This window comes from Nannocystis sp. RBIL2 (genome assembly GCF_026626745.1).
Taxonomy (GTDB): domain Bacteria; phylum Myxococcota_A; class Polyangia; order Nannocystales; family Nannocystaceae; genus Nannocystis.
This window is the reverse complement of sequence record NZ_JAPNJW010000001.1, coordinates 4,191,872-4,213,362: the sequence shown is the minus strand read 5'-3', so window position 1 is coordinate 4,213,362 and position 21,491 is coordinate 4,191,872. Positions and strand designations below refer to the sequence as shown.

Genomic DNA, 21,491 nt, shown 5'->3' with positions numbered 1-21,491 from the left:
CGGAGTGATGTCGCGTGGTCCCTCGCTCTGGTTCGCCGCGCTCGTGCTGGTCGCTTGCCAGCGCGAGCCCGAGGTGATGAAGGAGACGAAGGCCGACCCGTTCGCGGTGGTGGCGGCGATCGACACGCGAGCGTCGTCGTACAAGGACCCGCTGCCGCCGACCACGTCGCCGCCGCCCGGGATGAACCCGCGGACGCCGCGGCCCGCCATCAACGCGACCGAGGTGCAGCTCAGCGGGCGTACGCGCGTCGAGGCGGTCGAGCGCATGTTCTTCCGCGTGCCCGTGGAATGGGTCGCGGCGCCGAGCGAGCCGCCCGACGCGCGGCCGGGCTTCGTCCTGCCCGGGCCCGGCGGCGAGGCGCGCCTGGACATCCGCCGCTTCGCCGCTGCCGGGGTCGATCCGACGGCGTACGTCCGTCAGTGGCGCTCGCAATTCATGACCGAGGCCGGGGCACCGCTGTCCGACGAGCAGGTGCGGGTGCAGGAGATGGTCCGCGGCCCGCTCGAGGTCACGCTCGCCGACATGGCCGGCACCTACGCGGCCCCGGTCGGACCCGACGCGAAGGAGCGCTACAACGACCCCGGCTACCGCATGATGGCGGCGATCGTCGAGTACCGCGGCGAGACCTACCTGTTTACGGCGGTCGGGCCGGCGTTGACGATGGCGATCTGGGAGCACGCGTTCGCCGACTTCGCGGCCTCGTTCGCGCCGCAGTTCCCCTCGTGACGCCGGCGCGGGGACGATCCCGAGGCTCGAGCTCGCGGCCGGGCGCGGCGCGCCGCTTCGTGCGATGCTCCGCCGCCGGGGGGCGAGCCGACGACCACGGAGGCGAGCGAGACCGGCGGCGACTCGGAGGGCGCGAGCGACTCTGCGACCGCCGGCTCGGACACGGGCAAGGACGGCTGCGCGTGCGCGGCGGACCCGGACGCGAGCGGCTGGGGCGTCCTGGCGCTGCTGCTGCCGTGGCTCGGGCGGCGGCGCCGTCGCGGGTGAGAATGGCCGAACGGACATGCCGTGGAGGACATGTCCATTCGGTCACCTCATCGGAGCCGTGCGAGCGTCACATCGGCACGAAGCAGGCGATCGTCGTGTCGATGCGGAAGTTCGACTCGTTGGTGTGGCGCTCGGCGTGGAAGACGTCGAGCGAGTAGGACATCCCCTTGACGATGCCGAGGGCGTTCGCGGCGTTGTCGAGGTTGACCGAGGCCGTCAGCTGCGAGTGGAGGCCGCCGAGGTCGAGCGCCAGCTTGCCGTTGATGAACACCCAGACATCGTCGTCGCCGATGAAGGTGAACACCTCGCCGCCGTTGTAGAAGAAGGTCGTGTGGATCTCGGTGGTGAAGGCGAAGTTGTTGGGCTGGCCCTCGTTGCCGAACCCGAGGTTGTCGATCGGGAAGAAGGTGTTGTCGGCGAACTGATAGAGGCCGGGCTGGACCTCCGTCAGCGGCAGATCGATCTGGAACGTATGATTGACGCCGGGCACGTCGTTGTACCACTGGGCGAACGCGGCCGGCCCGCTGGTCTGCGGCGTCGGGCCCGGGTGGGCGTAGGTCGGCTTCTCGTCGGGGCCGAGGTTCTGCTCGACGAGGCCCTTGTAGGCGCCGTTGCCGCTGTAGTTCTCGAAGTCGGGGTGGGCGAAGGCGAAGTCGCGGATCGTCGCCTTGAGCACGCTGCCGCACGGGAGGTCGCCGGTGGTCGTGTCGGGCTCGCTCGTGCTGGTGGTCGTGTCGGCGGTGGTGCTGCTCACGCCGGTGTCGTCGACGCCCATGGTGGTGTCGCCGGTGGTCGTGGTGTCGCCGGTGGTCGTGGTGTCGCTGGTGGTCTCTTCGGTGGTGGTGCCGGGGGACGTCGTGGTGGTCGTCGTGTCGGGCCCGGTCTCGGTGGTCGGCGCGGTGGTGCTGGTCGTCGCGGTCTCGCCGGTGGTGGTCGTGGTGGCGGTGTCGCTGTCGCCCGAGTTGCTGCCGGCCGAGGTCGTCGGCGTGCCGGTCTCGCTGTCGCTGACGCCTCCGGTCGGGTCGCCGGCGGTGCCCGCGCTGGTGTCGGTGGTGCTGGCCTGGGTCTCGGTGCCGTCGGCGCCGGCGGTCGTGTTGCCCGAATCGCCGCAGGCGGTCGCAAGCAGCAGCGCGACCGCGGTTTCGCGTCCCATCATTCCAAATCTCATGCCCCTTATCGTGGCCGCGGCGGGCGCGAACCGTCAACGGTGGATTTGCCACCGCACGCCACCTACGTCGCTGCCGTGGCCGCCGCTCTGTGCGAGAGGAAAACCCTGTGTTATGAGCGCGGCGTGACGACGGCGGAGGCGAAGCGCGAGTCGGGCGAGACGTCCGCGTTGCAGATCGGGCCATTGCGGGTGTGGCCGCCGGTCGTGTTGGCACCGATGGCGGGCATCACAAATTACCCGTTCCGCGCGCTGTGCCGCCGGTTCGGCGCCGGGCTCTACGTCAGCGAGATGATCACCGCGGGGCCGCTGGTGCGCGGCGACGCGCGCAGCCTGCAGCTGTCGGACTTCGGCGCGGACGAGTCGCCGCGCAGCCTCCAGCTCTACGGCGTCGACCCGGCGACGATCGTCGGCGCGGTGCGCTTCCTCGTCGGCGAGGGGCGGGTCGATCACATCGACCTCAACTTCGGCTGTCCGGTGCGCAAGGTGACGCGCAAGGGCGGCGGCTCGGCGATCCCGGTCAAGCCCAACCTGCTGCGCGCGATCGTGCGGGGCGCGGTCGAGGCGGCCGGCGCGGTGCCGGTGACGATGAAGTTCCGCATGGGCATCGACGACGGGCTGCTGACGTACCTGCAGGCGGGAGCGATCGGCGAGGAGGAGGGCTGCGCCGCGATCGCCTTGCACGCGCGGACGGCCGCGCAGCTGTACTCGGGGGCGGCCCGCTGGGAGGCGATCGCGGCGCTCAAGCAGGCGGTGCGCACGATCCCCGTGCTCGGCAACGGCGACATCTGGGAGGCCGACGACGCGCTTCGCATGGTCCGAGAGACAGGTTGCGACGGGGTCGTGGTCGGCCGCGGCTGCCTCGGGAGGCCGTGGCTGTTCCGCGAGCTGGCAGCCGCGTTCGCCGGCGCGCCGCCGCCGGCCCCGCCGTCGCTCGGCGAGGTGTGGGCGGTCATGCTGGAGCACGCGGAGCGGCTGTGCGCGTGGATGTCCGAAGAGCCAGCCATGGCGGCGTTCCGCAAGCACGCGCGCTGGTACACGCTGGGCTTCGCCAGCGCGGAGCCGGTGGTGCCGAAGCTGATGCAGGCCCAGCGACTGGCCGAACTGGCGGCGCTGGCGGGCGAAGTCGACCTCGCCGAGCCGTTCCCGGCGGGGCCGATCGTGCGCGGCAAGAGCGGGCCGCCGCAGAAGGTCGCGCTGCCGCACGGCTACCTCGACGACCTCGCCGACGCGACGCCGCCCGGTCCCGACGCCGAGGACGCCGACTCGGGCGGCTGACGAGGCGAGACAGAAATGTCGTGACCTCGAGGCGTCGCGCAGCCGCGTGGGTGCGAGCGGCCGCGAGCCGAGATCCTGGAGACGCGCGCTGCCCGGTAGGACGGGCCGCGGCCCGATCGGGTACGATAGCCGCATGAACTCACCTGCACGCGCGCTGCGTCCGGATGACTTGAGGCAGCCGCGACCGATCTACGTCGTCTGGGAGACGACGCTGCGCTGCGACCACGAGTGTGCGCACTGCGGGTCGCGGGCCGGCGACGCGCGGCCCGACGAGCTGAACACCGAGGAGCTGCTCGAGGTGGCCGACGCGCTGGTGCGCCTCGGCAGCCGCGAGGTGACGCTGATCGGCGGCGAGGCGTACTTGCGCGGCGATTGTTACCGGCTCATCGAGCACATGACGAAGGCCGGCATCCGCGTGACGATGCAGACCGGCGGGCGCGGCCTGACGCAGGACCGCTGCCGCAAGCTGCGCGAGGCCGGGCTGGCGGCGATCGGGGTGTCGGTCGACGGGCCGGAGGCGGCCCACGACACGCTGCGCGCGAGCCCGGGCAGCCACGCGGCGGCGCTCAAGGGCATCCGCAACGCCCGCGAGGCGGGGATGCTGGTGACGTCGAACTCGCAGATCAACCGCCTCAACAAGGACGTGCTGCGCGAGACGGCGGAGCTGCTGGCCGACGCGGGGGTGGCGGTGTGGCGGGCGCAGATGACCGCGCCGATGGGCCGCGCGGCCGACCGCCCGGACTGGCTGCTCGAGCCGTACATGGTGCTCGAGGTGATCGACACTCTGGCGGACATCCAGCGCTGGGCCCAGCAGCGCGCGGCGGACCGGGGGATCGCGTGGGAGCGGGCGTTCCACGTCCGCCTCGGCAACAACCTCGGCTACTTCGGGCCGCACGAGCAGCTGCTGCGCACCCGTCCGGGCTCGCCCGACAGCTATTGGCAGGGCTGCTCGGCCGGCAAGTTCGTGATGGGCATCGAGTCCGACGGGACGATCAAGGGCTGCCCGTCGCTGCCGACGGCGCCCTACACCGGCGGCAACGTGAAGACCGCCGCGCTCGCGGACATCTGGAACGATGCGCCCGAGATCGCGTTCGCCCGCGAGCGCGGGACGTCCGAGCTGTGGGGCTTTTGCAAGTCCTGCTATTACGCGGAGGTGTGCCGCGCGGGCTGCTCGTTCACCGCCCACAGCGCGATCGGCAAGCGCGGCAACAACCCCTTCTGCTACTACCGGGCGACGCAGATGAAGCGCAAGGGGCTGCGCGAGCGCGTGGTCCTGCGCCAGGCCGCCCCCGGCGATCCGTACGACTTCGGGCTGTACGAGATCCTCGAGGAGCCGTGGGACGCGGCCCCGCCGCGCACGACGGTCCGGCTGCCCGTGCTGGCGGGGTGATCAGGCTGGCCGTCCGGACATGCCCGATGGGGCATGTCCTGAAAATCATGGCCTGAAGCGCATGGGATCGGGAGCATGCGCTTCGCTCGTGTGCGGGAGAGGGGCGCTCGGCCGAGCCCGTGAGCGAGCCCGCCGAGACAGCCCAGGACGCGCGGCCGGGCGGCGCGTCGGCGCGGAGCGCACGGCGAGGGTATGGTGCTCAGGACATGGCGAAATCGACATGCCACGAAGGACATGGCCTTTGGAGCCTGTCCTTCGGAGCAGTCGCTTCGCGGGGGCCCGGGGCCGCGAGACCGGGCGCTCAGGTCGTGCCGGGGACGCCGTAGTCGGGCTCGGGGCCGCTGGTGGTGCCGGGGACGCCGTAGTCGGGCTCGGGGCCGCTGGTGGTCTGGGGCACGCCGTACTCGGGCTCGCCGACTGTCTCGGTGTCCTCGGTGGTGGTGCCGGCGGTGTCCTCGGTGGTGGTGCCGGGGACGCCGTAGTCGGGCTCGAAGGTGGTGTTGGCGGTGGTGCCGGTGGTGGTCTGCGGCACGCCGTACTCGGGCTCGCCGACGGTCGGCGAGTCGGTCTCGGTGCCGGTGTTGCCCTCGGTGGTGCTGCCGGTGGTGGTGGTGTCGGTGCCGGTGCCGGTCGAGGTGTTGCCGGTGCTCGAGTCGCTGCCGCCCATCGTGTCGTCACCCTTGTCGGGGCAACCAGAGAGCGCCAGGGTCACCATCACCGCCGAGGCGGCGCGCGCCAGCCGGCTCTCGCGGTGCAGCTCGGCGCCGCAGTGCGGGCAGGTGGAGGTGTCCGACTTGATGTGTTCGCGGCAGGCGGGGCAGGCGTAGAGGCGAGTCGTAGGGAGTAAGGGCGGCGGGGCCATGTCCGGAATGGCACCACGCGCCGGCCAGGCCTGTCAATGCTCGCGGCCGCGAGCAGGTCGCTTCAGCGCCTCCGCATGGGCCGTAGCGAGCGAAACACGAGGCCGAGGCCGCCCACCAGCAGGGTGAGGATGACGAGGGTGTTCCACAGGGTCGTCGGGCGGAAATGGATCTCGAGGTTGGCGATGATGCCGACGAAGATGAAGACCGCGCCCAGGCCCGTGAGCGCCCAGCCGACGATCGAGCGCGCGCTGTAGAACAAGCAGCCGATGCCGAACAGCAGCGGCAGCAAGGTGAGGCCGAAGGTGTTGTCGCCCCAGAAGCCCCAGTAGCCGCTGTGGACCATGACCTGGTTGAGCAGCAGGTACGCGCCCCCGCCCAGCATGCCGAGGCCGAGCAGAAACACGGGGAGCCCCCCGGGGGTGCCGCCGACGTCGCGGAGGTCGTGCATGCCCGGGAGCGTAGCATCCCGAGGGGCGGATGCAGGCGAGCGCAGACGCGCGCAGGGAGATCGACGCAGATGCCGGCTCCGCCCCGGGATCGTGCAGGACGACGGGGCGAACGACGGGCAGCGATGCTCGTGCGTGCCGCTGCGCGCGGCAGTTCGTGGCTGGCGTGCGGCGTGTGCTTGTGCCGGCGCGAGCCCGACCCTTAAGATCGGATCGTTGTCGTCGCGACGAGAGATGGGGCCGGGCGAGGGGCGCGTGTGCGGGCGTCTCCGCGGATGGCCGCGCCTCGCAGGGGCGTTCGCGCTGGGCTTCGCGCTGGTCCCGGGCGTGGCGACGGCGACGCCGTGGCAGATCGATCCGCAGCGCTCGCTCCCGGCCGACGGCGACGCTGTCACTCAGAAGGTCGAGCTCGTCGATTTCGACGCCGATGGCCACGTCGACCTCGTGTTCGCCAACAGCCGCGGCGACGCCGAAGGCGACGCTGCCGACGCTCAGCTCAACCAGCTGGTGCGCAACGAGGCCGGGCAGGCGTTCGTCGAGCAAGCAGGAGTCTTCGCCGAGCCCGACAACGCGTACGTGATCAAGGCCGCCGACGTCGACGAGGACGGCGACCCCGATCTGGTGGTCGGCGTCAACTTCGGCGGGCAGAGCTACGTCCTTCTCAATGAGGACGGGCTCTTCGTCCGCCACGAGCTGTCGCCGGGCGAGTCGCTCAGCATCGGCGATCTCGAGCTCGGCGACGTCGACCTCGACGGCGACCTCGACATCGTCGCCACGGATTGGGGGAGAGCACGCGCCGTTCGGCGAGGCCGGCGATCCCGGCGGCCCGCTTCGCCTGTGGGCGGGCGACGGGGAGGGCGGGTTCGTCGACGCCGGCAGCCAGCTGCCGAGGGGCGTGGAGAACCTGGTCGCGTGGTCCCTCGACCTCGAGCTCTTCGACTTCGATGACGACTTCGACCTCGACGTGATGGTCGCGTCGCGCGGGCCGGGCCCGGCGGTGGTGCTGCTGAACGACGGCACCGGCGTCTTCAGCTCGCACCCGGTGCCGGCGCTCGCCGACCAGGTCCACGCGGCGCTCTCACCGGTCGACCTCGACGGCGACGGCCTGCTCGACGTGTTGACGCTGCAGGACGCGCCTGGGGGCGGTCGGAACTCGGTGTTGCGCAACGCCGGCCACGGCGAATTTCTCGCCAACCCGGGGCCGTTTTGGGGCCCGGCCGACAATCCGGTCAAGCTCGACTTCGACGCGGCGACCCTCGACTTCGACAACGACGGCACGCCGGACCTGGTGGTGACCGGGCTGCGGTCGGGGATGCTCGACGTCAACACGCGGCTGCTGCTCAACTCGGGCGCGGCGCTGATGACCGCGGCGGCGGCCGACGGCGCGGCGTTCCCGGTGGTTCCGGAGCTGGCGCAGAGCTTCGGGCTCCAGCTGGCGGACCTCGATCACGACGGCCGCGACGACGCGGTGGTCGCGGTGCGCGACGAGTTACAGCGCAACGCGGTCCTGTTCGGCAGCGCCGATCCGCAAGACGACGTGCCCCTGGACACCACGCCGCCGCGGATCGGGGTTCCGCAGCTGTTCTCGCTGGCGGTGCACAACCGCGAGCGCGTGACCTACCGGCCCGGGTCGACGACGCGAAGGTGCCGTCTCGCTGGCACGACTTCCGGTTCGACCCGCAGCTCGCCACATACAACCTCACCGAGGACGCGCTCACGGCCCACCGGCGGCGCTTGCCGTACGTGGAGTTCGCGTTCGGCCTCGAGGCCGACGAACTGATCGCGCTGGCCGACGACGACCCGAGCAAGCAGATCGCGCCGGGGGTGTGGTTCGGCGAGGCGCTGTGGAGCTTCTCGTTCACGATCCCCGACATCGGGCCCGAGCCGACCGGCGCGCTGCGCTGGCGGATCTGCGCAGTCGATGCGGCCGGCAACAAGGGCTGCGGCCCCGTGTACGGCGCCTCGGTGGAACCGCCGGACACCTGCGGCGACGGCGTCGTCGATCCCTGGGAAGTCTGCGACGTCCTCGCAGATCCGGCCTGCATCGCCTGCGCCGCAGTGTGCGGCAATGGGCCCTGCGAAGTGCCGGTGGAGAACGACTGGAACTGCGCGGAGGATTGTGTGAACCGCGAGCCCACGACCGGCGACGCGTGCGGCGACCATGTCTGCGGGGTTGGCGAGGACTTGGGCTGTCCGCAGGACTGTGTGGTTTGCGGCGACCTCGTCTGCGAGCCGGGCGAGGACGAGCGCTGCCCCGCGGATTGTCCTCAGGCCGAGGACAGCGGCGACGACTCGGCGAGCACCGGCGGCGCCACGCCGGCCGAGGGCTGCGGTTGCCGCGAGAGCCCCGCGGGAGGTGTCCTCGGTCTGTGCATGGGCCTGCTCGCGCGGCGGCGCCGACGCGCGGCGGCGGTGCAGTGAGCGCGGGACAGGGCCTGTCTGAAACGACAGGTGCGAAGAGACAGGTGCTCAGCCGCCCGGCTTGGCGTACTTCTCGATGCAGACCCGCATGATGTCGGAGATCGACGACTTGAGGGTCTTGTCGGTGGCGGCGTCGAGGGCGGCGACCTGGCAGGCGGCGGCCTCGATGCTGCCGAGGCCGGTGCAGCCGTTGACGGTCATCGGCCGCTGGGTGCCCTGGGCGGCCTTGAGCTTGTCGAGCTCGGGGCCCTCGAACATGCGCTCGAAGAACTTGAGCTGGGCGTCGGCGACCGCGTCGCAGGCCTTCTTGATGTCCTTGGGCAGCTTGGGCGGGAGGGTGGCGAGGGCGGCGACCGCGGCGACCCGCGCGTCCTCGGCGTCCTTCTCGGCCTTGGCCTTGGCCTCGCGCTCGGCCCGGCGCTTGGCGATCGCGTCGTCCTCGACCTTCTTCGGCTCCTCGGCCTTGACCTCGGGCTCGGCCTTCTTGGCCTCGCCGCCGCAGGCGGTGGTGATGAAGAGGGCGAGGGCGAACGGGACGGCGCGGCGGACGGGCATCGTGGCGCGGAGGATCGCACGCCCGCGGCCTGGGGTGAAGAGGGGGACCGGGGGCCTGCCCGCGGCGCGTTCGCCGACGTCCCGGCCCTGCACGCTGCAGCTACAGGCGCACCGCGGCGCGGTGGAACTGCTGGCGGATCGGCAGGATCGGCGGGCCACTTCGCGTCGGGTGGACCCGGTTGGACAGCAAGATCGCAATCAAAGGGCCGCGGCCGTCGGGCGGCGTCGGGTCGATCCACAGGCTGGTGCCCGTGAACCCCGTGTGGCCGGAGGCGCGCGCCGAGAGGACGTCGGCGGTGGTGCCGCTGCCGTCGGGGCTCGGGCTGTCCCAGCCGAGCTGTCTCGTAGAACCTGGCACTTTGGACAGGGTCCAAAAGACATCTCGAAGGGAAGGGTGGAGGCCGGGCAGGGTGCACTCGAGCCAGGCGCGGGCGAGCTCTAACACCGCGGCCGCGTCGCCGAACAGGCCGGCGTGGCCGGCGACGCCGCTCATGACGAAGGCGTTGTCGTCGTGGACCTCGTAGTGGGCGCAGCGGACCGGGGCGCGGCAGGCGAACCAGCTCGGGACGCCTTCGGGGTGCAGCGCGGGGTCGTAGACCTCGGTCGGGGCGACGCGGTGCTGCTGGGCCGACGAGGGGCCGCGGGCGCCGAGCTGGCGGTGGAAGCCGAGGCGCGGGACGTCGCCGCGGTGCAGGTCGAGCGGCCAGGCGATCTTGTCGTCGAACAGGCGGTCGAGCGGCTGGGCGAACAGGCGCTCGAGCCAGGCGCCGAGGATCATAAAGCCGAGGTCGCTGTAGACCGCCTTGCTGCCGAGCGGGTACTCGGGCGGGGTCTGGGCGATCCGGTCGAGCACCCGTTCGGGGCGGCCGGGCCTCAGGTCGGCGAAGTACTCGCGGTGCGCGGGCAGACCTGAACTATGGGACAGGAGGTGGGCGAGCGTGGCCCCCGGGCAGGCGCGATCCCACTCGGCGGGCACCGGGGTCGTGAGTTCGACCCGCCCCTCGGCGACGGCCAGGGCCGCGAGGCTGGTGGTGGCCAGGACCTTGGTCAGCGAGGCGAGGTCGTAAACAGTGTCTCGGCTGACCGCGCGCAGGTAGCCCGGCGCGCCCTCGAAGCTGCAGAGGTCGCCGTGGGCCTCGTGGTAGACCTCGGCGCCGTCGCGCCAGACGAGGGCGACGCAGCCGGGGTAGACACCGGCGCGGACGCCGTGCTCGAGGAGGTCGAACAGGTCACGATGCGGGTCTTCACGCACGCCGGCGAGCTTGCAACACCCGCGGCGCGCTTGCTAGATCGCCGCCCATGCCGCTGACCCTCGCCTCCGAGTCCGAAATGCGTCGCCGCCTGATCGTCGCGCTCGACGTGCCCGACGCCCGGGCCGCGGTCGCGGCGGCGCAGACGCTGCAGGGCCACGTCGGCATGCTGAAGGTCGGGCTCGAGCTGTTCGTGGCCGAGGGGCCCGAGGTGGTGCGCCGCCTCCGCGGCGAGGTGCCCGAGCTCGAGATCTTCCTCGACCTCAAGCTGCACGACATCCCCAATACGATGTGCGGCGCGATCCGCTCGGCTCGCTCGCTCGGCTGCCGCTTCATCACGGTGCACGCCGGCTCGGGCCTGGCCCACCTCAAGGCGTGCGTGGCCGAGGCCGGGGCGGAGCTCGGGGTGCTGGCGGTGACCGTGCTGACGAGCCAGGACGCGGCCGCCTGCGCCGAGGCCGGGCACACGCGCACGCCGCCGGAGCTGGTGGCGACGCGCGCGGCCCTGGCCCGCGCGGCCGGCTGCGCGGGGGTGGTGTGCAGCGGGCAAGAGCTGGCCGGGGTGCGCGCGGCGGCCCCGGGCATCGCCTGTGTGGTGCCGGGCATCCGCCCCGCGGGCGCCGAGGTCGGCGACCAGAAGCGAGTGATGACGCCGGGGCAGGCGATCGCCGACGGGGCGGCGTACCTGGTGGTCGGCCGGCCGATCCTCGGCGCGCCCGACCCGGCCGCCGCGGCCGACGCGATCGTCGCCGACATGCTCGCGGGCGCCGAGGCGAACTGAGGCGCGGCTGTCCTGCGGGACATGTGATTCGCGGCGGCGATCGGATATCCGCGGGGACAGGTACGTGGGGACATGTCCTCGCGGACATGTCCCGTAATTAATAACCCTGCATCGGGATGCCGAGGGTGACGCGCTTGTCGGGGTGCTCGGCGGCGGTCCAGATCAGCTTCAGGTCGCGCTCGACGTAGAGGTCCTCGGGGCCGTCGGGCCAGGCGGTGATCTCGCTGGTCGAGTCGGGGAGGTTGCGGTAGAGGCGGCCCCACTGCGAGGCCTGGCTCGAGCACGACAGGTAGTAGACGTTCTCGTAGGTGACTGCGCCCTGGATGCGCGTCTGGCCGGCGATGGCGGCGTCGCTGGCGAACACGGTGCCGCCGTTCTCGACCAGGCGGGTGCTGGCGAGGTCGATCGGCCAGCGGGCGACGCGGCCGGTAAGGTCGGTCATGTACTCGGCGGTGACGAGCACCGGCGGCTCGGCGCTGCGGTCGAGCGCGACCGCGGAGAAGCGCAGCGGGCACGAGTCGGCGGTGAGGTTGTAGCGGCCGATCTCCGGCACCGCGTAGCGATAGCCGTGGGCCTGGACCTCGCCGCCGGCGAATCCGATCGCGTTCTCGTCGTCGCTGGCGGTGGTCTCGAAGATCCGCGACATGTCGTAGACGCGGAAGCCCGCCGACGTAGAGGCGACGTAGAGGCGGTCGCCGACCCATGTGATGCCACCGGCGTGCAGGGCGTCGCCAGCTTTGGTGTTGGCGGCCGCGAAATTGACGTCTGGGCCTTCGCCGGTCGGCGTGACGAGCAGCAGGTGGCGGTAGCGGATCGCGTCGAGGTCGCTGATGTCGACCAGGCTGAGGCGCACGCCCCGGGCCGGCGGATCGGTCGGCTCGCGCTCGATGTTGTGATACCAGGAGACCAGGAGCAGCCGCTTGCCGCCGATCTTGTGGTCGGCCCGCGCGTCGCTCGAGCCGGTGATGCCCTGCGGGTACCAGTAGTCGACGGACCCGTCGCCGGAGTTCCAGCGGAAGCCGACGTAGTCGTGGTTCTTCATGCGCTCGGCCTGGTAGGCCGACAGGCCCGGCACCGCCTCGCGGTTGAGCTGGCCGAGCACTGCGTCGATGCTGACGGCCGTGCCGGCGCGCGCGAGCAGGGCGTCGGCGCGGGCGATGCCGGCCGCGAAGTCGGTCGGCGCGAGGGCGAAGGCGCAGCCGTCGAGCAATTTTAGATGGTGTTCGGTGGCGGTGGGCTCGACGTCGGCGCACGCCGGCGGGTCGACGCAGATCGGGTCGGGCTGCGGGTCGGGCGTGTCGGTGGTCGCGTCGGTGGTCGGAGCAGGGCCGGTGGTGTCGACGCCGGTGGTGCCGGTGACGGGGCCGTCGGTGTCGCTGGTGCCGGGCTCGCTGGGATTGGGGGCAGTGGTGCCGGGAGCGGTGGTGCTGGTCGGCTCGCCGCTGGTGCTGGTGGTGCCGGTGGGCGCGGGGTCGTCCGTGGTGGTCACGGTCGCGGACGAGGTCGCAGGGGTGCCGGGGTCGGTGTCGCTCGCGCCGCCCGTCGAGGTCGCAGGGTCGTCGCTGCAAGCCGTGAAGAGGAGGACGAGGGACGCGAGGGCTCGGCGAGGCATCGCCGCGAACGTAGCATCAGTTGCGCACCGGGCACGACTCGCGGAGATCGCGGAAGGGCGAAGCGCAGTGCGGCGGCGGGCGTGGCCTGCAACCGGGGGCTGCTCGCACCACTCGGCGTGGGCGAGGCGGTCGCAGCGTGTAGTGGTGAGGTACGTGGGTTCGCCTCGCGCGGCCGGAGTCGTGGGCTGTCCCCAGGGACATGTGATGGCGACATGTGATGACGTTGGTCGGACGCTCGGTCGACCGATGCAGAAGGTGAGCGGGCGCGCTCGGGCGAATGGCGCTTGACAGGCTGGGGGGGTGCGTGCATTCTCCCCGGCATGTTCGTTCGGTTCTCCTGAGGCCGGCTGATCGCGTCTGCGCTGGGTGGGCGCGGCGCCGGTCTCTACGAAGAGTCATCGACGGGTCGTGACGCCGCGTTTGCGGCGATCTGCGGGCGATTGGGTCGGGTGCGCGTGGCGGAGCTGCCATCGCGCCGCCGGCGACCGAATCGACGCCCGAGCCACGCGACGCGTCGAATCGTCGGTTCGTACGGCGTGCGGTGATGGCCGCGCGCAGGGAGAGTCGTGTGTCCAATATTATTTGTTTCCGTCGCCACGCGCGGCGGTCGGTCGATCATGCGGTGAGTCTCGGGTACTCGGCGCTGCGCGGTGATTTGGCGGCGCAGCAGATGTTCGCGCGGGTGCTGTGGATGGCCAGCGAGCGCTCCAATCTGCTGGACGGCGGCGCGGCGGCGGTGCAGGCGATCGTGAACTTGGCCCGCTTTCACGCCTGGCATCGGGCCGAGGTCGAGAGCTGGAAGGGCGGCCGCGGCCACCCGATGGCGCTGGTACACTCGCTGGCGCAGCACCTGATGGGCCGCTATCCGGTGCCGCGAATGCTGGCTTCGGCGTGGTTCGGCGACGATTCGCCGCGCCGCGACGAGGAGCGCAGCTGGTTCATCGAACACGCGGGCGGGTGCCCGTTCCGCAAGCTGACCGGGCTGCCGGTGCAGCTGACGCGCAAGATGGAGCAGCAGCTGCTGAAGTCGCCGGCGGACCTGCCGGTGCGCGCGGCGATTCGCCGGGCCGAGCTGCTGGGGCTGGGGGCCGAGCCGGAGCTGGTGCAGGCGATCTTGCAGACCGAGCTGGGCGCCGACCTGCGCCACAGCGAGTACTGGCGCGGGGTGTTCCAGTGGATGATTCGCCACTGGGAGGCGCTGCCGGTGGAGCAGGTCGAGCCGATCGTGAAGTACCTGCGGGCGACGCAGCTGCGCGAGCGCGCGGCAGACAGCGCCGCGGGCGAGTCGACGCCGCGGTTCGCCACGGCCGGGCGCACGCCCGAGACTCTGTGGCGACAGGTCCGCGAGTGGCAGCACGAATTGCGGATGGCGGCGCAGCGCCAGCAGTGGGGCGCGCGGGCGCCGTTTCGGACCTGGGCAGCCGCCGGCTGGGCGGGGCTGCGGATCTCCGACGATTGCGGCGACCCGGCGGTGACGGAGTGGATGATCGGTGAGCTGCTGTCGAGCGAGGGGCTGCGGGCCGAGGGCCAGGCGCTGCGCCACTGCGTGGGCACCTACGTCGGGCGGTGCGTCCGCGGGATCTCGAGCATCTGGTCGCTGCGCACCGCCGACCGCGAGGGGATGGTGGCGTCGCGCTTCACGATCGAGGTCGAGCCGCAGAGCCGGCGGATCGTGCAGATCCGCGGGTTCGCCAACAGCCGCGTGCAAGGCCTGGCGCGCGAGATCATCGCCCGCTGGGCGCGACAGGAGCGGCTCGACATGACCGGGTCGTGATGGGGCGAGCTCGTTCGTTCACGCGCACCAGCGTCGGTGTACGCGTCGATCGGCGGGTCGAGCACCTGCAGCCACGGCTGCTGCAGGCTCGATCCGCCGATCGACGAGGCGAAGATCGAGCCGAGGCGCTCGGCGGCGACCCCGAGTCGGGGCGAGTGACTGCGAGGCGATCGCGGTACGATTCCCGGGTGAGGTCGATCCGCTTCCGCTGCCCTCGCTGCGACGTCCCGCTCACCCCGCGGCTGCGCGCGCTCGAGCTGATGGAGGCGCTGTGTCTGCAGGGAGACCAGACGTGGCTCCTGCCGGCGGGCTGGTTCGTGCGCCGCGACGATCCGAGGCTGGCGAGCCCGTATTTGGCGACGGCGCTGGCGGACTATCCGTGGCTGCTCGCGCCGCTGCCGAGCCGTTGGATAAGGGTGCACCCCGACCCCGCGCGCACGACCGGGTGCTGCGGGCTCAACTGGTGGGGGCCGGACAAGCCGAACCTGGTGTGCCGCTGCGGACACGAGATCGGATTTGGTCATGGCGACTGCATCGGCCCGCACTGGTATTCGCTGCACGCGTCGACGGTGCGCGAGGAGGCGATCGCCGAGACAGCGCCGCCGGACTACGCGGGGCGGCTGGCGCGGGCGCGCGAGTTGGTGGCCGCTCCGATCACGAGTCCGCCGCACGACCCTGGCGGACGGCCCGCGATGGCCGATGACGTGCCGAGCTGGGATCGCGCGCTCCACCTGGCCGAGCTGGAGCTGACGTGCGGCGGCGGGATCGAAGATCCGTCGCTGATGATCGCGTCGCCGCAGCTGCCCGCGGAGGCGCGCCTGGTGGTGCCGATCCCGTGGTGCCAGCTGGTGCGGCAGCTGGTGCTCGCGGAGAAGCCGTGGGCCGAGAACGAGCTGCCGCTGGGGTGGAAGAGCCCGCGTCAGGACGCGCCGCAGGTGGAGCTGTCGCGGCACCGGCAGCGAGTGCTGATGACGGTGTGGGGGCCGGGCCGCTCGGAGTGGGCGGTGACGATGCGCCCGAGCACGTGGGCAGACGCGTGGGCGCGGCTGCGCGGGGAAGACGGGGAGAGCGTCGAGTTGGACGCGACCGATCGGTGAGCGTGCATGCGTCCGCGATCTTCGACGGCGGTCGTCAGGCCGCGGAGTCGCGGTGGGTCCTTGCACGCGAAGAGCGGCGAATGTGCGTAGCGCTGGTTTCAGCAGTGCGGGCGTCCACCGATGATTGCCCCGCCGCTTCGGGGGGCCGCGTCCGCATCGTGGCGAGCAGCCGTGCCGCGCTCCGGCGGGCTCGGGCGAGAGGGCGGTGCAGCCGCGGCGGAGGCGATCCCCGGGGCAATGCGCGAAACCGCGCCGGCGAGGAACGGCATGACAGACCGGGCTCGCGGGCGAGCGCCTGCGGCCCGAGACGCTGTCGCCGCTGTCATGCGGGCGCGGGGCCGGGCGGTCGGGCGTGGGGTATCCTCGGGTGACACGATGCCCGCCGATTCCTCCGCCGGCCAGATGGCGCCCGAGTTCGCGAGCGACGAGGACCTGCTGGACCGGCTCTCCGCGCGGCCGCACGAGGTGGTGTATCTGGTGGGCTCGGCGGTGACGGCTCCGAGCCGCACGGGCGAGCCCGGGGTGCCGCGCGTCGACGGGGTGATCGAGCTGATCCGCGGCGAGTACCAGCGGGCCAGCGAGCTGCAGCGATTCGAGGCGGTGCTGACGAAGGAGCCGGACAACCGCTACCAGGCGGCGTTTCGCCACCTGCTGCGCACGCGCGACCAGGACGTGGCGAACGCGGTGATCCGGCGCGCAGTGCTGCTGGCGCGCCGGCCGTCGTCGCGCTTCCCGGCGCCGCCGGCGGTGATCCACGACCACGAGGTGTGCCGCGCGCTCGAGGACGATGTCGAGGGCTGGCACCTGCCGCCGGCCGCCGACGCGCTCGGTCAGGTGCTGGCGCGCGCGCCGGCGCCGAGCCGGCCGCTGGTGCTGACGTCGAACTTCGACCCGCTGGTGGCGATCAGCGTGCGCCGGGCCGGCGGTCGCGCGTACGTGACCGCGCTCCACGGCGACGGCAGCCTGGCGGGCGTCGACGGTCAGGGCTGCCTGGTGGTCCACTTCCACGGCGACTGGTTTCGCACCGACACGCTGCACACGCCCGCGCAGCTGGGGCAGGACCGGCCCAAGCTGTCGGCGTCGCTGGCCCAGCTGATCAGCGCGCGCACCGTGGTGGTGCTCGGCTACAGCGGGTGGGACGACGTGTTCACGCGCTCGCTGATCGCCACGGTCCACGGCGGGCTGGCGCCGCTCAAGATCGCCTGGGCGTTCTACCCCGAGGACGAGGCGGCGATCGTGCGCGGCTCGAGCCGCCTGCTCGAGGCGCTGCGCCCGGGCATCGAGAGCGGCCGGGTGATGCTCTACAAGGGGATCGACGCGCACACGTTCCTGCCGCGGCTGGCCGAGCGGCTGGCCGAGCCGACGGCGAGCGAGAGCGGGGCGCAGCACGCGGGCGCGAGCGGGGCGCGGCCAGGCGAGAGCGGGGCGCAGCACGCGGGCGAGAGCGGGGCGCGGCCGGGACAGAGCGGGTCGTTCTTCGCCGGCGAGAGCGGGCAGCGGCCGATCGTGCCGCCGACCGAGCCGGACGCGTCGTCGTCGCACGCCGCCGGCTCGCTCGCCGCGGTGCTCGGTACCCACGCCGAGGCCGCCTGCGCGCCGGGGACGACGCCGCCGAGCTCGTCCTCGGGGACAGGTTCGCAAGGACATGGCGCTTCGGGCATGTCCTCGGGGACAGGTCCTGAAGGGCATGTCGCTTCGGTCATGCCCGCGGGGCCGAACCCGTTCCAGAAGGCGGGCATGCTGGGGCTGGCGGCGCGCTCGTACGTGGCGCGGGCTGCCGACGCGGCGCTGGCGGAGGCGCTCGAGGGCGGCGCGAACGCGGTGGTGGTCCGCGGCGACTTCTCGATCGGCAAGTCGAGCCTGCTGCTGCGGGCCGACCGCGCGTGGCGCAGCGGGGCCGGCGCGGCGGTGTGCCTGCTCGACCTGCAGATGATGCGGGTCGACGACGTCAACCTGTTCTTCGACGAGTTCTTCGCCGAGGTCGGCCGCGCCTACGGGCAGACGTTCAAGACCTGGCGCGAGGTCCAGACGGCCGCCGCCCAGCGGCCGCTGCTGCTGACGCTCGACGAGTTCGGCGGGCTGACGCCGGAGGTGGCGCAGCGGTTCGTGCCGGCGCTGTACCGCGTGGTCAGCCAGCTCGCAGGGTCGCTGCGCCTGGTGGTGACCACGCGCGACCCGATCGCCGAGGTGCTGGCGAGCTTCGAGCTGTCGAACCCCAACCTCGGCGACTGGCTCGAGGTCGAGCTGCGCCCGTTCACCGAGGCGGAGCTCGGCCAGCTGCTGGCCCTGCTGTCGCCGCGCGCGCGGGCGGTGGCGGAGGCCGAGCGGGCGACGATCCGCGAGCGCACGAAGATGCTGCCGAAGCCGGCCCAGTGCCTGTGCTTCAACCTGTGGAAGGACGAGGCGGCGGGGGCCAGCGACGCCGACCTGGCGGCGCGGGTGCGCAAGAAAGAGAGCTACCGGTGACGGTCGAGAACCCGTACCGGGCGGCCGGCGCGTTCGCCGGCAAGGCGTACATCCGCCGCGGCGCCGACGCGGAGCTGGTCGAGCAGATCCGCGACAACCAGTACTACCCGTACTTCGCGGCGCCGCGGCAGAGCGGCAAGTCGAGCCTGATCGCGCGCACGATGTCGTCGCTGCTGGCGCCGGAGTTCCGCTGCGCGCTGGTCGACCTGTCGCCGTTCGTGGTCCGCTCGTACGACGACTTCTGGCGCCAGTTCCTGCACGAGGTGGCCCGCAGCGCCAACTTCGACCCGGCGCCGATCGGCAAGGGCGACCCGCGCGAGGTGTTCAAGGCCTGGCTGGCGGCGTTCCCCGGCCGCCTGGTGATCTTCATCGACGAGATCGACGTGCTCCTCCACGTCGAGTGCCGCGAGCAGATCTTCAGCAAGATCAGGACCTTCTTCAACCTGCGCGCGCACGAGGAGACGCTGCAGCGCCTGACCTTCGTGCTGGCGGGGGCGGCCCACTCGTCGCGCTTCATCTCCGACCCGCGCTGGTCGCCGTTCAACGTCGCCATCGAGATCGCGCTGGAGGACCTGTCGCTGGCCCAGGTCAGCCAGCTGGCGTCGTACCTGGCCACCGCCGGGGCGTTCGCCGGGCCCGACCTGGTGTCCCGCGTGTTCGAGCTGACGGCGGGCTCGGTGTTCCTGTGCCAGCTGGTGTTCGAGGCGCTGTGGAACCGCGCCGCCCGCGGGGCCAGGAAGCTCGACGCCAGCGACGTCGACGCGGTGGTGGCGACGATCGTCGCCGAGAGCTCGCGCAACATCCACTTCTACAACATCTTCCGCCTGGTCACCCAGGACGCACGCCTGGCGATGCTGTTCCGCCGCCTGGTCGACGGCGAGGAGCTCGGCGAGGAGGACCGCAAGGAGCTGCAGCTGACGGGCCTGTGCCGCGGGATGGACCCGTTCCGCAACGAGGTGTACGCCCGCGTGTTCGGGGCCGGCGGCCCGCTCGACCTCAAGGTCGCGGGCGCCAAGGTGACGCTCGGGCGCAAGCTCGAGGCGGCGCTGACGAAGCGCCAGCAGCTCGCGGACGAAGGCGGCGCGACGAGCGAGGTCGAGATCGAGATCGCGGCGCTGAAGCGAGAGTTCCGCGAGGGCGCGCAGCTCCGCGAGGGCGACGTGCTGGCCCGCGGCCGCTACCGCCTGCTCGGGCTGGTCGGTCAGGGCGGGTTCGCCACGGTGTGGCACGCGCGCGACGAGACGACCAAGCGCGAGGTGGCGCTCAAGGTGCTGCACGGGCAATTCGCGGAGGACAAGACCCGCCGCGACCGCTTCTTCCGCGGGGCGTGGAAGATGTCCGAGCTGCGCCACCCGGCGATCGTCCAGGTGCTCGAGCCGTACGGCGAAGAGGCGGGCCGCCACTTCTTCGTGATGGAGTACATGTCCGGCGGGACGCTCCACGAGGCGGTGCTCGACAAGAAGCTCACCGCCGATCAGGTGGTCGCGGGCGTCGTCGCGGTCGGCCAGGCGCTGGTCCACGCGCACGAGCGCGGGCTGGTCCACCGCGACGTGAAGCCGTCGAACGTGCTGCTCGGCGAGGCCGCCGCGGCCAAGCTGACCGACTTCGACCTGGTCCGCGAACAGGACGCGCCGGGCTCGACCCGCACGGGGCCGATGGGCTCGTTCATCTACGCGGCGCCCGAGGTGCTCAACCGGCCGCAGGACGCCGACCACCGCGCCGACATCTACGGCCTGGCGATGACCGCGGTGTTCGGGCTCTACGGGGCCGAGCTGCCGCTGGAGGTGGTCCGCGACGCCGACCGCTTCATCGACCGCCTGCACTGCGGGGGGTTGATGAAGGACGTGCTCAAGAAGGGAGTGGCGTGGGAGATCGAGCGCCGCTTCCGCTCGGCGGCCGAGTTCACGCAGGCGCTGTCGACTGCGTGGGCCGAGAAGGAGGTCGAGGCCGCACCGCCGCCGCAGAAGTCGATGGCGCCGACGTGGACCGCGATGTTCGCGACGCTGCCGCTGCCGGAGTCAGGACCGCTGGCCGCGGCGAAGCCGATCGCTCCGGCAGGGGCGCCGGGCGGCGCAGCGGTCCCGGTGACGCCGCAGAGCGCGGCGCCTGTCGAAGTGGATCTGGACGACGACCTGCTGCTCGATGCGGAGCCGGACGAGGACGCGGTGCCGATCGTCGCCGAGCTGGAAGCCGCCGCGCCGCGGTCGTTCGCAGCGCCGATGGCCCCGGCGCCGATGGCCCCGGCGAAGCTCGCCGTGGCGAAGCAAGAAGAGCCCACGCGCGCGGCCGAGGCCACGCTGACGACGGCGGCTCTGTCGGCGACGGCTCGGCAGGCCACTGCCGCCGAGATGGCGCTCGAGGACGCGACGGTGGCCAGCGCCGAGATCGACGCGGTCGAGCGAGCGCGTCACCCGGCCACGGGCGCGGTCCACCCGCGAGCCGCCGCGCAGGCGGACGGCACGCCGCAGGTGGTCTACGCGCGCGCGCCCGGCCGCGGCGTGTACGCGCTGCTGGGCCTGTGCGCCAGCGCGGCGCTGGTGCTGCTGGCGATGCAGATCGCAGGCCCGAGCCTGCGCGAGACCAACGAGCGCGGCGGCAGTGATTCCAGTGATTCGCGGCAGTTCGTGCCGTCGAAGAGCGAGCAGAAGCGCGACGCGACGGCCACCGAGCCCGCGCAGCCCGATCCCCCGACCAAGCAGGACGACTCCACCACGCACTTCGAGAAGATGGGCCCCGAGCTGCCGCCGGCGACCGTGACGAGCGCGCCGCCGCCGTCCACCGGCGAGAAGCCGCCCGAGGGGACGACGTCCGGGCCCCAGCCGGGCAGCGAGACCACCGACGGCACGACGACCGGCGAAGAAGCGGACCCGCTCGACGCCACCGGCACGGCCGGCAAGGCCAGCGAGGCGACCACCAGCAAGCCGGCCAACGACAAGCCGCCCGCGGCGCCGAACGTGGGGCAGAAGCGGCCGAAGAAGACGATCGAGGAGCGAGTCGACGACGGCTGCTACCAGGTGAATTTCCGCGACGCTCAGGCGGGCGTGAAGATCTTGCAGGCGGTGCTCGAGCAGAAGCCGCAGAACATCGAGGCGCTGCGCTGCATGGCCCAGGGCATGCGGCAGATCGACCACTTCGACGACGCCGAGGTCTACTATGAACAATTGCTGAAGGCGACCGGCGACCGTAATTTGGTCGCGCTGCTCGGGCTGGCCCAGGTCAACGAGCTGATGACCCGCTACGACCGCGCCAACGATTATTATCAGCGGGTGATCCGCATCGACCCGGACAACAAGTCGGCGCAGGCGTTCTTCAACAGCTGGGCCGGCGGGACGATGCAGCGCCCGCCCGCCACCCCCGGGTTCCAGCTCAAGCGCTGACGCCCGCGCAGCGCGGACGCG

17 protein-coding genes are annotated in these 21,491 nt (G+C 72.2%); 11 read left to right on the top strand and 6 right to left on the bottom strand.

Annotated elements, in window-relative coordinates; genetic code table 11:
- Window positions 1-7 precede the first annotated feature (7 nt).
- Window positions 8-727: a hypothetical protein gene (locus tag OV090_RS16440; protein ID WP_267704618.1), complete on the top strand. Its 720-nt coding sequence runs from the start codon at window positions 8-10 to the stop codon at window positions 725-727.
- Window positions 728-1,061: 334 nt separating this feature from the next.
- Here OV090_RS16440 and OV090_RS16435 read toward each other — a convergent pair whose 3' ends face one another.
- The gene (locus OV090_RS16435; RefSeq protein WP_267704617.1) at window positions 1,062-2,150 is read right to left on the bottom strand and encodes a fibro-slime domain-containing protein; all 1,089 of its coding nucleotides are present in this window, start codon (window positions 2,148-2,150) and stop codon (window positions 1,062-1,064) included.
- A gap of 135 nt (window positions 2,151-2,285) precedes the next feature.
- On the opposite strand from OV090_RS16435, the gene dusB reads away from it, so the two are divergent.
- Together dusB and OV090_RS16425 are read left to right on the top strand one after the other, a co-directional pair.
- The gene (gene dusB / locus OV090_RS16430) at window positions 2,286-3,437 is read left to right on the top strand and encodes a tRNA dihydrouridine synthase DusB (protein ID WP_267704616.1); all 1,152 of its coding nucleotides are present in this window, start codon (window positions 2,286-2,288) and stop codon (window positions 3,435-3,437) included.
- A gap of 133 nt (window positions 3,438-3,570) precedes the next feature.
- Window positions 3,571-4,827: a radical SAM protein gene (locus tag OV090_RS16425; protein ID WP_267704615.1), complete on the top strand. Its 1,257-nt coding sequence runs from the start codon at window positions 3,571-3,573 to the stop codon at window positions 4,825-4,827.
- Window positions 4,828-5,128: 301 nt separating this feature from the next.
- Here OV090_RS16425 and OV090_RS16420 read toward each other — a convergent pair whose 3' ends face one another.
- Both OV090_RS16420 and OV090_RS16415 read right to left on the bottom strand, forming a co-directional pair.
- On the bottom strand, window positions 5,129-5,689 hold the full coding sequence (locus tag OV090_RS16420; RefSeq protein WP_267704614.1) for a hypothetical protein: 561 nt from the start codon (window positions 5,687-5,689) through the stop codon (window positions 5,129-5,131).
- 62 nt (window positions 5,690-5,751) lie between these two features.
- Window positions 5,752-6,138: a hypothetical protein gene (locus tag OV090_RS16415; protein WP_267704613.1), complete on the bottom strand. Its 387-nt coding sequence runs from the start codon at window positions 6,136-6,138 to the stop codon at window positions 5,752-5,754.
- A 214-nt stretch (window positions 6,139-6,352) separates the two neighbouring features.
- Here OV090_RS16415 and OV090_RS16410 point away from each other — a divergent pair, with 214 nt between their 5' ends.
- The 3 genes from OV090_RS16410 to OV090_RS16400 are packed head-to-tail and all read left to right on the top strand — an operon-like array spanning window position 6,353 to window position 8,557.
- Window positions 6,353-7,084 (top strand): VCBS repeat-containing protein, encoded by a 732-nt coding sequence (locus OV090_RS16410; protein WP_267704612.1) that lies wholly within the window; start codon window positions 6,353-6,355, stop codon window positions 7,082-7,084.
- Complete coding sequence (locus OV090_RS16405) at window positions 7,032-7,916, top strand: VCBS repeat-containing protein (protein ID WP_267704611.1); 885 nt, start codon at window positions 7,032-7,034, stop codon at window positions 7,914-7,916. The genes OV090_RS16410 and OV090_RS16405 overlap by 53 nt, the downstream gene beginning before the upstream one ends.
- Window positions 7,880-8,557, top strand: a complete 678-nt coding sequence (locus tag OV090_RS16400; protein WP_267704610.1) for a hypothetical protein — start codon at window positions 7,880-7,882, stop codon at window positions 8,555-8,557. Before OV090_RS16405 ends, OV090_RS16400 begins: the two co-directional genes overlap by 37 nt.
- A 48-nt stretch (window positions 8,558-8,605) precedes the next feature.
- On the opposite strand, the gene OV090_RS16395 is transcribed toward OV090_RS16400, so the two are convergent.
- Window positions 8,606-9,112, bottom strand: a complete 507-nt coding sequence (locus tag OV090_RS16395) for a hypothetical protein (protein ID WP_267704609.1) — start codon at window positions 9,110-9,112, stop codon at window positions 8,606-8,608.
- A 100-nt stretch (window positions 9,113-9,212) separates the two neighbouring features.
- Window positions 9,213-10,364 (bottom strand): serine hydrolase domain-containing protein, encoded by a 1,152-nt coding sequence (locus OV090_RS16390; RefSeq protein WP_267704608.1) that lies wholly within the window; start codon window positions 10,362-10,364, stop codon window positions 9,213-9,215.
- A gap of 47 nt (window positions 10,365-10,411) precedes the next feature.
- On the opposite strand from OV090_RS16390, the gene pyrF reads away from it, so the two are divergent.
- Window positions 10,412-11,143: an orotidine-5'-phosphate decarboxylase gene (gene pyrF / locus OV090_RS16385; protein WP_267704607.1), complete on the top strand. Its 732-nt coding sequence runs from the start codon at window positions 10,412-10,414 to the stop codon at window positions 11,141-11,143.
- Between the two features lie 97 nt (window positions 11,144-11,240).
- Here pyrF and OV090_RS16380 read toward each other — a convergent pair whose 3' ends face one another.
- On the bottom strand, window positions 11,241-12,755 hold the full coding sequence (locus OV090_RS16380) for a hypothetical protein (RefSeq protein WP_267704606.1): 1,515 nt from the start codon (window positions 12,753-12,755) through the stop codon (window positions 11,241-11,243).
- Between the two features lie 623 nt (window positions 12,756-13,378).
- Between OV090_RS16380 and OV090_RS50695 the strand changes: the two genes are divergently transcribed.
- From OV090_RS50695 to OV090_RS16360, 4 genes are all read left to right on the top strand, one after another.
- Window positions 13,379-14,530 carry a PcfJ domain-containing protein gene (locus OV090_RS50695; RefSeq protein WP_267704605.1) on the top strand — a complete coding sequence of 384 codons (1,152 nt, stop codon included), beginning with the start codon at window positions 13,379-13,381 and terminating at the stop codon, window positions 14,528-14,530.
- A gap of 188 nt (window positions 14,531-14,718) precedes the next feature.
- Window positions 14,719-15,627: a hypothetical protein gene (locus tag OV090_RS16370; RefSeq protein WP_267704604.1), complete on the top strand. Its 909-nt coding sequence runs from the start codon at window positions 14,719-14,721 to the stop codon at window positions 15,625-15,627.
- A gap of 375 nt (window positions 15,628-16,002) precedes the next feature.
- Entirely contained in the window at window positions 16,003-18,093 is a 2,091-nt protein-coding gene (locus tag OV090_RS16365; protein ID WP_267704603.1) for an SIR2 family protein, read from the top strand.
- Window positions 18,090-21,470: a protein kinase gene (locus OV090_RS16360; protein ID WP_267704602.1), complete on the top strand. Its 3,381-nt coding sequence runs from the start codon at window positions 18,090-18,092 to the stop codon at window positions 21,468-21,470. The genes OV090_RS16365 and OV090_RS16360 overlap by 4 nt, the downstream gene beginning before the upstream one ends.
- Window positions 21,471-21,491: the final 21 nt, after the last annotated feature.

Bases quoted from the DNA above. Each gene is read 5' to 3' on its own strand.
- OV090_RS16440 (WP_267704618.1), top strand. From the start codon at position 8: ATGTCGCGTGGTCCCTCGCTCTGGTTCGCCGCGCTCGTGCTGGTCGCT.
- OV090_RS16435 (WP_267704617.1), bottom strand. From the start codon at position 2,150: ATGATGGGACGCGAAACCGCGGTCGCGCTGCTGCTTGCGACCGCCTGC.
- OV090_RS16425 (WP_267704615.1), top strand. From the start codon at position 3,571: ATGAACTCACCTGCACGCGCGCTGCGTCCGGATGACTTGAGGCAGCCG.
- OV090_RS16420 (WP_267704614.1), bottom strand. From the start codon at position 5,689: ATGGCCCCGCCGCCCTTACTCCCTACGACTCGCCTCTACGCCTGCCCC.
- OV090_RS16415 (WP_267704613.1), bottom strand. From the start codon at position 6,138: ATGCACGACCTCCGCGACGTCGGCGGCACCCCCGGGGGGCTCCCCGTG.
- OV090_RS16395 (WP_267704609.1), bottom strand. From the start codon at position 9,112: ATGCCCGTCCGCCGCGCCGTCCCGTTCGCCCTCGCCCTCTTCATCACC.
- pyrF (WP_267704607.1), top strand. From the start codon at position 10,412: ATGCCGCTGACCCTCGCCTCCGAGTCCGAAATGCGTCGCCGCCTGATC.
- OV090_RS16380 (WP_267704606.1), bottom strand. From the start codon at position 12,755: ATGCCTCGCCGAGCCCTCGCGTCCCTCGTCCTCCTCTTCACGGCTTGC.
- OV090_RS16365 (WP_267704603.1), top strand. From the start codon at position 16,003: ATGCCCGCCGATTCCTCCGCCGGCCAGATGGCGCCCGAGTTCGCGAGC.